Source organism: Stenotrophomonas sp. 2YAF22, assembly GCF_052114665.1.
Classification (GTDB): domain Bacteria; phylum Pseudomonadota; class Gammaproteobacteria; order Xanthomonadales; family Xanthomonadaceae; genus Stenotrophomonas; species Stenotrophomonas indicatrix.
Genome location: NZ_JBFRFE010000054.1, coordinates 1 through 11,502 on the forward strand (window position 1 = coordinate 1; position 11,502 = coordinate 11,502).

Genomic DNA, 11,502 nt, shown 5'->3' on the forward strand with positions numbered 1-11,502 from the left:
ACCTTCAGCGTGTGCGCCCGCTCTTCCTGCTGCAGCGGCACCAAGCGCGCGGCAGGCACGCCCAGCCGCCAGCCATCCTGTGCCTGCCACGGTGAATGCGGGTCGCGTGCATCGGCGGCAGCGGCCGGTGTGCTTGCTACCGCGGCGATCGCTGCCAGTTCCCACAGCGCCTGCTCACCGTCACCGGTCATCGCCAGTGCGGCCTGCTCACGCTCGATCAGCGCGGTATCCAGCTTGGCGTTGGCGAACGAGTCGGTCTGCACCAGGCGCCGCAGGAAACCGGCATTGGTGGTTACGCCCACCACCTGGCAGTCGGCCAGGGCCTGGCTCATGCGCCGCAGCGCGGCGTCGCGGTCCACGTCCCAGACGATCAGCTTGGCGATCATCGGGTCGTAGTACGGGGTGATGCTGTCGCCTTCTTCCACACCAGTGTCCACCCGCACGTTGGCCGACGGGGTCGGCAGGCGCAGGCGGCGCAGGGTGCCGGTGGAGGGCAGGAAGCCGCGGTCGGCATCTTCGGCATACAGGCGTGCTTCGAGAGCGTGGCCGTGGATGGCCAGTTCGTCCTGGCGCTTGGGCAGCGGCTGGCCAGCGGCCACGCGCAGCTGCCACTCCACCAGGTCGGTGCCGGTGATGAACTCGGTGACCGGGTGTTCGACCTGCAGCCGGGTGTTCATTTCCATGAAGTAGAAATCGCCGTCCGGGCCGGCGATGAACTCCACCGTGCCGGCACCGACGTAGCCCACAGCGCGCGCGGCATCGACGGCGGCCTTGCCCATCGCGGCGCGGCGGTCGGCGCTCATGCCCGGGGCCGGTGCTTCTTCCAGCACCTTCTGGTGGCGGCGCTGCACCGAGCAGTCGCGCTCGAACAGATACACCGCCTCACCCTGGCCACCGCCGAATACCTGGATTTCGATATGGCGCGGGCGCTCGACATACTTCTCGACCAGCACGTGGTCGTTGCCGAACGCCGAGGCCGCCTCGCGCTGGCAGCTGGCCAGCGCATCGACGAAGTCCTCGCTGCGCTCGACCTTGCGCATGCCCTTGCCGCCGCCGCCGGCGCTGGCCTTGATCAGCACCGGATAGCCGATGCCGTCGGCCTGGGTGCGCAGGAATTCCGGCGCCTGCTGGTCGCCGTGGTAGCCCGGCGTCAGCGGCACGCCGGCCTTGGCCATCAGTGCCTTGGCAGCACTCTTGTCACCCATCGCGCGGATCGCACTGGCGGGCGGGCCGATGAAGGCGATGCCGGCCGCCACGCAGGCGTCGGCGAAGTCGGCGTTCTCGGACAAGAAGCCATAACCCGGATGGATGGCCTGCGCGCCGGTGCGGCGTGCGGCCTCGAGGATGGCATCACTGCGCAGGTAGCTCTCGCGCGCGGCCGCCGGGCCGATGTGGATGGCTTCGTCTGCCAGCCGCACGTGGCGCGCATTGCGGTCGGCATCGGAATACACCGCCACGGTGGCGATGCCGAGGCGGCGGCAGGTGGCGATGACGCGGCAGGCGATCTCGCCGCGGTTGGCGATCAGGACTTTGCTGAACATGGCAACAGACTCGGTCATGGCACAGGTCACATGCGGAACACGCCGAAGCGCGTCTGCTGCGGGGGAGCGTTGAGGCTGGCCGACAAGGCCAGGGCCAGTACCCGGCGGGTATCGACCGGATCGATCACGCCGTCGTCCCACAGGCGCGCACTGGCGTAGTACGGGTGGCCCTGCTGCTCGAACTGGTCGCGGATCGGTGCCTTGAACGCATCCTCTTCCTCGCCCGGCCACTGCCCGCCCTTGGCTTCGATGCCATCACGCTTGACCGTGGCCAGCACGCTGGCGGCCTGTTCGCCGCCCATCACGCCGATGCGTGCGTTCGGCCACATCCACAGGAAGTTGGGCGAGTACGCGCGGCCGCACATGCCGTAGTTGCCGGCACCGAACGAACCACCGATCACCACGGTGAACTTGGGTACCTTGGCGCAGGCCACCGCCATCACCAGCTTGGCCCCGTCCTTGGCGATGCCACCCTGTTCGTACTTGCGGCCGACCATGAAGCCGGTGATGTTCTGCAGGAACACCAGCGGAATGTTGCGCTGGGTGCACAGCTCGATGAAGTGCGCGCCCTTCAGCGCGGACTCGGAGAACAGGATGCCGTTGTTGGCGATGATGCCGATCGGATAGCCGTGCAGATGGGCGAAGCCGGTGACCAGCGTGGCGCCATAGCGCGGCTTGAACTCGTCAAAGCGCGAGCCGTCGACCAGTCGCGCGATCACTTCGCGCACGTCGTAGGGCTTGCGCGTATCGGCCGGGATCACCCCGTACAGTTCGTGCGCCGGCAGCAGCGGTTCTTCCACCGGCTGCAGTGCCATCGCGGCTTCGGGCTTGCGCCAGTTGAGCTGGGCGATGATCGCGCGCACCCGTGCCAACGCCTGCAGGTCGTTGTCGGCCATGTGGTCGGCCACACCGGAAATGCGCGTGTGCACGTCGGCACCGCCCAGTTCTTCGGCCGTCACCACTTCACCGGTGGCCGCCTTCACCAGCGGCGGGCCGCCGAGGAAGATGGTGCCCTGCTCGCGCACGATCACCGTCTCGTCGCTCATCGCCGGCACGTAGGCACCACCGGCGGTGCAGCTGCCCATCACGCAGGCGATCTGCGGGATGCCCTGCGCGGAGAGATTGGCCTGGTTGTAGAAGATGCGGCCGAAATGGTCGCGGTCCGGGAACACCTCGTCCTGCAGCGGCAGGAAGGCGCCACCGGAATCGACCAGGTAGATGCACGGCAGGTGGTTCTGCTCGGCGATCTCCTGCGCGCGCAGGTGTTTCTTCACTGTCACCGGGTAATAGGTGCCGCCCTTGACCGTGGCATCGTTGGCCACGATCACGCACTCCACGCCGCTCACCCGGCCAATGCCTGCGACCACGCCGGCGGCGGGCACGGCATCGTCATACATGCCGTGCGCGGCCAGCGGTGCGATCTCCAGGAACGCGCTGCCCGGGTCGAGCAGCGCATCGATGCGGTCACGCACCAGCAGCTTGCCGCGTGCGGTGTGCTTGGCCCGCGCCGCCTCGCTGCCACCCAGGGCGGTGCGGGCGAGGGTGGCGTGCAGGTCGTCGACTACGGCCTGCATCGCCGCGCGGTTGCTTTCAAACGTTTCGCTGCCCGGTTGCAGCTGGCTGCCTAGGATGCTCATGGGGTGCCTTACAGGGTGCGCTGGAACAGTTCGCGGCCGATCAGCATGCGGCGGATCTCCGAGGTGCCGGCGCCGATTTCATACAGCTTGGCGTCGCGCCACAAGCGGCCGGTCGGATATTCATTGATGTAGCCGTTGCCGCCAAGGATCTGGATCGCCTGGCCGGTCAGCCACGTTGCCTTCTCGGCGGCGTACAGGATCGCGCCGGCCGCATCCTGGCGGGTGGTACGGCCCTGGTCGCAGGCGCGCGCCACGGCATACACATAGGCGCGGCAGGCACCAAGGCCCACGTACATGTCGGCGATCTTGGCCTGGATCAGCTGGAAGCTGCCGATCGGCTCACCGAACTGGTGGCGTTCGTGCACGTACGGCATGACCACGTCCATGGCTGCAGCCATCAGGCCCAGCGGGCCGCCGGACAGCACCACGCGCTCGTAGTCCAGGCCGGACATCAGCACGCGCACCCCGCCGCCGACCGCCCCCAGCACGTTTTCTTCGGGAATCTCGCAATCCTGGAACACCAGTTCGCAGGTGGGCGAGGAGCGCATGCCCAGCTTGTCCAGCTTCTGCGCGGTGGAGAAGCCCTTCATGCCCTTCTCGACCAGGAAGGCGGTGATGCCCTTGGCACCGGCGTCCATGTCGGTCTTGGCGTAGACCACCAGCACGTCGGCGTCAGGGCCATTGGTGATCCACATCTTGTTGCCGTTGAGCACGTAGCGGTCGCCGCGCTTGTCCGCGCGCAGCTTCATCGACACCACGTCCGAACCCGCGCCCGGTTCGCTCATCGCCAGCGCACCGATCTTGGCGCCGCTGCACAGGTCCGGCAGGAAGCGCTGCTTCTGCGCCTCGGTGCCGTTCTTGCGCAGCTGGTTCACGCACAGGTTCGAATGCGCGCCGTAGGACAGGCCGATGCCACCGGAAGCACGCGAGACTTCTTCCATCGCCACCACGTGGGCCAGGTAGCCCATGCCGGTGCCGCCGTATTCTTCTTCCACGGTCAAGCCCAGCAGGCCCTGCTCGCCCAGCTTGGGCCATAGTGCCAACGGGAACTGGTTGGTCGCATCGGTCTCGGCCGCGAGCGGCGCGATCTCGGCAGCGGCAAAATGGGCCACGCTCTGGCGCAGCAGGTCGATATCTTCGCCGAGGTCGAAGTTCAGGGATGGCACGTGCATTGCGATGGCTCCACGAGGGAAGGTGGGGAATGGACGCACCCGGAAGGGGAAGCGGGCGGCCGTTCACAGCAGCGGCCCGCGCGGGCGATTGGACCCCAGCGTAGCGGGGTTCGGGTAAGAAGTGAATACAAATTCAAAAATTGAAACCAGACTCAGAACATGGCCTACAAACGCTCAGCATTGATGGAAGAACGCCTGGCCGGGGCCCGTGAACGGATCCTGCTGGCCACCCGCGAACTGGTCGCCACCGGCGGCTGGCGCAACGCGCCGGTAACCGCCGTGGCCACCCAGGCCGGGGTCTCCACCGGCCTGATCTACCGCCACTTCCCGTCCAAGGCCGAGCTGTTCGTGGAAGTGCTCAACGCTGCCGTGGCCCATGAGGTGGCGATCATGGAGCGCATCGCCAGTGCGCCGCAGCCGGCCAGCGTGCGCCTGCGCCAGGCCATCACCGCCTTCGTCCGCCGTGCCCTGGCCGGCCCGGGCCTGGCCCATGCCTTCATCGTCGAGCCGGTGGATCCGGATGTGGAAGCCGAGCGCATGCGCGGCCGTCGTGCCTTCGGTGACGTGTTCCTGCGCCTGGTGGAAGAGGGCGTGGTGGCCGGTGAACTGCCGGCGCAGGACGCGCATGCTGCCGCCGCCTGCCTGGTGGGTGCCTTCACCGAAGCGATGGTCGGCCCGACCGCGCCCAGCCGCGAAGCGCACCGCGACGAGGACGCACTGGTCGAGGCCATCTGCAGTTTCTGCCTGCGGGCTGTTGGCGCAGGGTGATGCCGCTGTTGCGCGTTCGTCGGGGTGCCGCCGGTATAGGTATTGTTGCCGGTCAGCGTCAGCGTGCCGCTGCCTGCCTGGGTCAGGCCACCGCTGCCGTTGACGGCGCCACCGAGTGTCGTGTTGCCCGACAGGTTGACCACCAGTGCGCCGTTGTTGGTCACGTCGCCGATGATCGCACCGGTCGCGCCRCCATTGCCGATCTGCAAGGTGCTGCCACCGTTGATGGTGGTTCCACCGGTGTAGGTGTTGTTGCCGGTCAGGGTCAACGTGCCGGTGCCGGTCTGCACCAGGCCACCGCTGCCACCGATGGTGCCACCGAAGGTGGTGCTGGCATTGCTGCCGCCGGTGGTCAGGGTGGAACCGCCGAGCACCACGTTGCCGCTGGCAACACCGGCCAGGCCACCAATGGCCTGGTTGCCGGCCGCACTGATGTCCAGCGTTCCGGCGCCGGCCAGGTTCACCGTGCTGGCCGAGGACAGGCTGCCACCGGCGGCGACCGCCAGGGTGCCGCTGTTGATCGTCGTGGTGCCGGTGTAGCTGCTGGCGCCGCCCAGGGTCACCGTCGCCGCACCATCCTTGAGCAGGCTGCCACTGCCGGCGATGTCACCGTCCAGCGTCAGCGGCGTGCCCCCCAGCAGGGTCAACGTGCCGCTTGCCAGCTGCACGTTGTTGGCCAGGGTCAGCGGCACACTGCCGTCCAGCGTGGCGTCACCGCCTACGGTCAGCGTGCCGGTGCCCAGGGCACCACTGCTGCCCAGCGACAGACCACCGGCGTTGAGCGCCACTCCGCCACCGAAGGTGTTGCTGCCGGTGAGGCCGAGCACGCCGGCACCGTTCTTGACCAGGCCACCGGCGCCACTGATGTCCCCGGCAAAGGTGCTGTTGCCCGCTGCGTTGGTGGTCAGTGTGTTGCCGCCAAGGCTGATCGTGCTGCCGGCAACGCCGGACAATGTACCGATGGCCTGGTTGCCACCGCTGGAGATGTCAAAACCGGTACCGGCGTTGGCCAGGTTCACTGCGCCGGTAGCGGCCAGGCTGCCACCGGCGCCGATCGCCAGCGTGCCGGCGTTGATGGTGGTGCCGCCAGTGAAGGTGTTGGTGCCGGTCAATGTTTCGGTACCGGTGCCCTCCTTGATCAGTCCACCAGTGCCGCCGATCGAACCACTAAATACACCATTGGTGGCATCGCCGATGGTCAACGTGTTCGCGCCGAGGTTGACCGTGCCATTGCCGATCAGCGTGCCGAATACCTGCGTGCCGCTGCCGGCCGAAAGATCGAAGGTGGCACCCGTGGCCAGATTGACGATACCGCCTGCGCTGAGGCTGGCACCGGCACCGAGCGCGAGCGTGCCCGCGTTGATGTAGGTGCCGCCGGTATAGGTGTTGGTGCCGTTCAACGTGAGGGTAGCAACGCCGTCCTTGGTCAAGCTGCCGGCCCCCGACAGATTGCCGTTGAGGGTGAGATCGTTGCTGCCAAGTACGGTCAGGCCGGCGTTGAGCACCATGTTGTTGGCCAAGGTCACCGCACCGCTGGAATCGAGCGTGGAAGCGCCCCCAACGGTCAACGTGCCGGTTCCCAGCGCAGCGTTGTTGCCCACCACCAGGCCACCCGCATTGAGGGTGACGCCGCCACCGAACGTGCTGGCACCGTTGAGGGTCTGCACGCCGCTGCCATTCTTGACCAGCCCACCGCTGCCGGTCAGGGCACCGTTGAAGGTCGCGTCGGTGGTACCTCCCAGCGTCAGGCTGCTGCCCCCCAACGACACCGTGCTGCCGGCCACGCCCGCCAGCGAACCGATGCTCTGGTTGCCGCCGGCGGAGATGTCGAAGGTGCCGGTACCGGCCAGGTTCACCGCGCCGGTCGGCGACAGGCTGCCGCCCGCGCCGATCGCCAGCGTTCCGCTGTTGATGACGGTGCCACCGGTGAAGGTGTTGCCGCCGGTCAGGGTGACCGTTGCCGCGCCATTCTTGATCAGGCCACCGTCGCCGGAGATCGCTCCGCCCAGCGTCAGTGCATTACTGCCGAGCAGGTTGAGCGTAGCGCCTGCCAGCAGGCCAATGTCGTTGCCGAGGTTCGCGGCGATGCTGCTGTCCAGCGACGCGTTGGCGCCCACGGTCAGCGCGCCGGTACCCAGCGCACCATTGTTGCCGACCACCAGGCCACCGCCATTGAGTGCCACGCCGCCACCGAAGGTGTTGGCACCGCCCAGCGTCTGGATACCGGTGCCGTTCTTGACCAGCCCACCGGTACCACCGATCACGCCATCGAAGGTGCCGTTGTCGGTGCCGCCGAAGGTCAGCGTATTGCCACCCAGTGCCACCGTGCTGCCGGCGACGCCGTTGAGCGCGCCGATCGCCTGGTTGCCCGCGGCCGAGATGTCGAAGCCGGTGCCCGGCGCGGAAAGCGTCACCGCGCCTGTTGCCGCCAGGCTGCCGCCGGCACCGATCGCCAGCGTGCCCGCATTGATCAGCGTACCGCCGGTGAAGGTGTTGGCGCCGGTCAGTGTTTCAGTGCCGGTGCCCTCCTTGATCAGGCCACCGGTACCAGCGATGGAGCCGCTGAAGACACCGTTGGTCGGTCCGCCGACAGTGATCGAATTCGCGCCAAGGTTGACCGTACCATTGCCGGTCAGGGTGCCGAAGGTCTGGGTACCGCTGCCCGCAGAGAGATCCAGCGTAGCGCCGGTGGCCAGGTTGACGATGCCGCTGGCGGCCAGGCTTGCACCTGCCCCCAGTGCCAGCGTGCCGGCATTGACGTTGGTGCCGCCGGTATAGGTGTTCACCCCATTGAGGGTGAGCGTGGCAGCACCGTTCTTGGTCAGGCCACCAGCGCCGGAGATCACCCCGTTGAGCGTCAGCGCGTTGCTGCCCAGCACCGTCAAGCCGGCGTTGAGTGTGATGTTGTTGACCAGCGTCGCTGCCAGGCTGGTGTCGAGCGTTGCCGCACCACCCACGGTCAGCGCACCGCTGCCCAGCGCCGCGTCATTGCCGAGCACCAGGCCACCGGCATTGAGGCTGACGCCGCCGCCGAAGGTGTTGGCACCGGACAAGGTCTGCACACCTGCGCCCACCTTGACCAGACCACCGCCTCCGCTGATCACGCCGTCGAACACCGCATTGCTGGCGGTGCCGAAGGTCAGTGAATTTCCACCCAGCGCGACCGTCGTACCGAGCACGCCATTCAGCGCACCGATGGTCTGGCTGCCGGTTGCCGCCGATATGTCAAAGCCCGCGCCGGCACCACCGAGGGTGACGTCACCACCGACAGCCAGGCTGCCGCCGGCGCCAAGCGCCAGGGTTCCAGCATTGATCGTGGTACCGCCGACGTAGGTGTTCGCATTGGTCAGGGTCAGCGACGCCGCACCGTTCTTGACCAGTGCACCATTGCCGGCCACCACACCGCCAAGCGTCAGCGCATTGCTGCCCTGCAGGGCAAGCGTGGTACCCGAAGCCAGGTTGATCGCGTTGCCCACGGTGTAGGCTGCTGCAGTATCCAGCGTTGCATTGCCGCCGACGTTGAGCGCGCCCGTTCCCAGAGCGCCGGCATTGCCCAGCTGCAGGTTGCCACCGTTCAACGCCAGGCCGCCACTGAAGCCGTTGGCGTTGCCAAGGGTCAAGGTACCGGCGCCGTTCTTGACCAGACCGCCGGTACCGGACACCACGCCACCGAGCGTGAGTGCGTTGCTGCCGATCAGCGTCAGGGCCGAGCCTGCGCCAAGGTTGACTGCGTTGGTCAGATCAAGCGCAACGCTGCCATCCAGGCTGGCGTTCGCAGCAACGTTCAGCGCGCCGGTTCCAAGCGCTCCACTGTTGCCCAGGACCAGGCCGCCGCCCGCCAGGCTCAGGCCGCCACCGAAGGTATTGGCACCATTGAGCGTCAACACCGTGGCGCCGCTCTTCACCAGGCTGCCGTTGCCGGACACCACGCCGCCCAGCGTGATGTTCTGGCTGCCGGGCAGCGTAAGAATCGCACCGGTAGCCAATGCAACATTGTTGGTCAGGTTCAGCGCAGCCGATCCGTCCAGCGACACGTTGCCGCCGATGTTCAGCGCTCCGGTGCCGGCCGCTGCACTACCGCCCAGTACGACGCTGCCAGCATTGAGATTCAGACCTCCGCTGAAACCATTGGTGCCGTTCAAGGTCAGCAGCGAGGTGCCGTTCTTGGTGAGGCTGCCGACGCCGGAGATGTCGCCGGTCAGGGTGATGTTGTTGCTGCCCCCCAACGTCAACGCCGCGCCGAGGTTGACGACGTTGCCCAAGTTGAGCGCGGTAGTGCCGTCCAGCGTCGCGGCACCGTTGATGCTCAGCGCACCGGTTCCCAGCGCACCGCTGTTGCCCAGCAGCAGACCGCCGGCATTGAGCGCGACGCCGCCGGTAAAGGTGTTTGCGCCGGTCAATGTCTGTACGCCACTGCCGTTCTTTACCAGGCCTCCGCCGACGCCACTGATCACACCGGCAAAGGTCTGGTTGGTCGCGCTGCCAAAGGCAAGCGTGTTCGCGCCCAGAGCCACGGTGGTACCTGCCACGCCGGACAGTGCACCGATGGTCTGATTGCCCCCCAGGGAAAGATCCAGCGCCGCCCCAGCGCCCGACAGGTTTACAGCGCCGGTCGCGGCCAGGCTGCCGCCACTGCCCAGCGCCACCGTACCGGCAGCAACGTTCAGGCCGCCGTTGAAGGTATTGGCGCCGGTCAGCGTCAGGGTCGAAGCGCCGCTCTTTATCAGGCCGCCATTGCCACCCAGGACGCCGCCCAGCGTCAGCGGCTGGCCGCCCAGCACGTTGAGCGAACCACCCGCGGCAAGGTTGATGTTGTTGGTCAGGTTCAACGCCGCGCTTGCATCCAGCGTGGCGGCATTGTTGATGTCCAACAGGCCGGTACCCAGTGCCGTGTTGCTGCCCAGCAGCAGGTTGCCGCCATTGACGACCACACCGCCGCCGAATGTGTTGGCGCCGTTCAACGTGAGCAGCGATGCGCCGTTCTTGCCCAGGTTGCCGACGCCGGAGATCACCCCGTTCAACACCACGGGCTGGCCGCCCTGCAGCGCGAGCGAGCCGCCGGCGCCGAGCACGATGTCGTTGGCCAGGGTGAGCGCTGCGGTGGTGCCATCCAGCGTGACCTCGCCGCCCACGCTCAGCACACCCGTTCCCAATGCACCGTTGTTGCCGAGCAGCAGGCCGCCGCCGTTGAGGGCAAAACCACCGGTCAAGCTGTTGCTGCCGGACAGTGTCTGCACTCCGGTACCGACCTTGACCAGGCCACCGGTAGTGCCAGTGAAGTTGCCGGCGAAGGAGGTATTGCCGAGACCGCCTAGAGTAAGTGTGCGAGTGCCAAGGCTGACCGTTCCACCAAGCCCGGACAGCGAGCCGACGGTCTGGTTGGCTGCGGCAGTGAGGTCCAGCGACGTGCCTGCCGTGAGCGAGATCGCAGCGGTCGGTGACAGGCTGCCGCCTGCACCGAGCGCCAACGCGCCGCCCGCGATCGAGACACTGCCGGTAAGCGTGTTTGTACCACCCAGAGTGAGCGTGCCGGCGCCGTTCTTCACCAGGTTGCCTGCACCGGAAAGCGAGCCATTGAGGGTGACCGCATTACTGCCGAGCAGATTGAGGTTGCCACCACCGTTGACGACGATGTTGTTGGCCAGGTTGAAGGCCCCGCTGGTATCCAGCGATGCGTTGCCTCCCACGGTCAGCGCACCGCTGCCCAGCGCACCTGCGTTGCCCAGCAGCAATCCRCCAGCATTGAGGTTGACGCCACCACCGAACAGGTTCGCGCCGCCCAGCGTGACCACACCGGTGTTGGTCACGGTCAGGCCGCCAGCACCGGACAGCACACCACTCAAGCTGAAGGGGTTGGTGCCGCCCAACGTCAGTCTGCCAGTGTTGAGCGCAAAGGAATTTGCAAGCGTGAGCCCGCCCGCCGATGCCGCGATGGCGCCGCCGTTGACGTTGAAGGTACCGGTACCGAATGACGCCGCGTTGTTGAAGTTGACCAAGCCATCGTTGATCGTGGCACTGGTTCCGGTCCAGGCACCTTGCAGATTCCAGGTACCACTGTTGACGGTCAGGTTCTCGAATCCAGTGTAATTGCCCCAAACGAGGTTGGTCACCGTCCCGCCGGTACCCGCGCCCGGGCCCGAAGCGCTGTTCTGCAGCAGCAGGCGATCGCTGGCACCGGTACCGCCATCGACAATGCCGGCAGCGGCCAGATTCACGCCTACGGTGCCCAAAACGCCCGCAATGCCCGTTGCCAGCACGCCGCGGTTGACGCTTGAACCGGACACGGCGGTGAACGTGTTTCCCGTCGTCGTGGAGTTGCCCAGGAACGCCATGATCGCGGTGCCGGCGGAGGCGACACCGAGCGGGAAGCGGACCCCCTCATGC

General features: G+C 67.1%; 4 protein-coding genes and 1 pseudogene. 1 reads left to right on the plus strand and 4 read right to left on the minus strand.

Annotated features, from left to right (window positions below; translation table 11 throughout):
• The 3 genes from AB4Y84_RS03945 to AB4Y84_RS03955 all read right to left on the minus strand — a co-directional run.
• Positions 1 to 1,541: acetyl-CoA carboxylase biotin carboxylase subunit (locus AB4Y84_RS03945; protein WP_442249795.1), on the minus strand; the 1,541-nt coding region annotated here is incomplete at its 3' end.
• A gap of 26 nt (positions 1,542 to 1,567) precedes the next feature.
• Positions 1,568 to 3,178 (minus strand): carboxyl transferase domain-containing protein, encoded by a 1,611-nt coding sequence (locus AB4Y84_RS03950; RefSeq protein WP_032978141.1) that lies wholly within the window; start codon positions 3,176 to 3,178, stop codon positions 1,568 to 1,570.
• Positions 3,179 to 3,186: 8 nt separating this feature from the next.
• Positions 3,187 to 4,350, minus strand: a complete 1,164-nt coding sequence (locus AB4Y84_RS03955; RefSeq protein WP_312787401.1) for an isovaleryl-CoA dehydrogenase — start codon at positions 4,348 to 4,350, stop codon at positions 3,187 to 3,189.
• 159 nt (positions 4,351 to 4,509) lie between these two features.
• Here AB4Y84_RS03955 and AB4Y84_RS03960 point away from each other — a divergent pair, with 159 nt between their 5' ends.
• A complete protein-coding gene (locus AB4Y84_RS03960; RefSeq protein WP_442243998.1) occupies positions 4,510 to 5,118 on the plus strand; it encodes a TetR/AcrR family transcriptional regulator in 609 nt (202 codons plus the stop codon).
• Between the two features lie 11 nt (positions 5,119 to 5,129).
• Here the strand turns inward: AB4Y84_RS03960 and AB4Y84_RS03965 are convergent.
• A pseudogene (locus AB4Y84_RS03965) lies at positions 5,130 to 11,502 on the minus strand (autotransporter-associated beta strand repeat-containing protein); the annotation flags it as partial.

Coding starts and splice junctions, on each gene's coding strand:
- AB4Y84_RS03950 (WP_032978141.1), bottom strand. CDS start 3,178: ATGAGCATCCTAGGCAGCCAGCTGCAACCGGGCAGCGAAACGTTTGAA.
- AB4Y84_RS03955 (WP_312787401.1), bottom strand. CDS start 4,350: ATGCACGTGCCATCCCTGAACTTCGACCTCGGCGAAGATATCGACCTG.
- AB4Y84_RS03960 (WP_442243998.1), top strand. CDS start 4,510: ATGGCCTACAAACGCTCAGCATTGATGGAAGAACGCCTGGCCGGGGCC.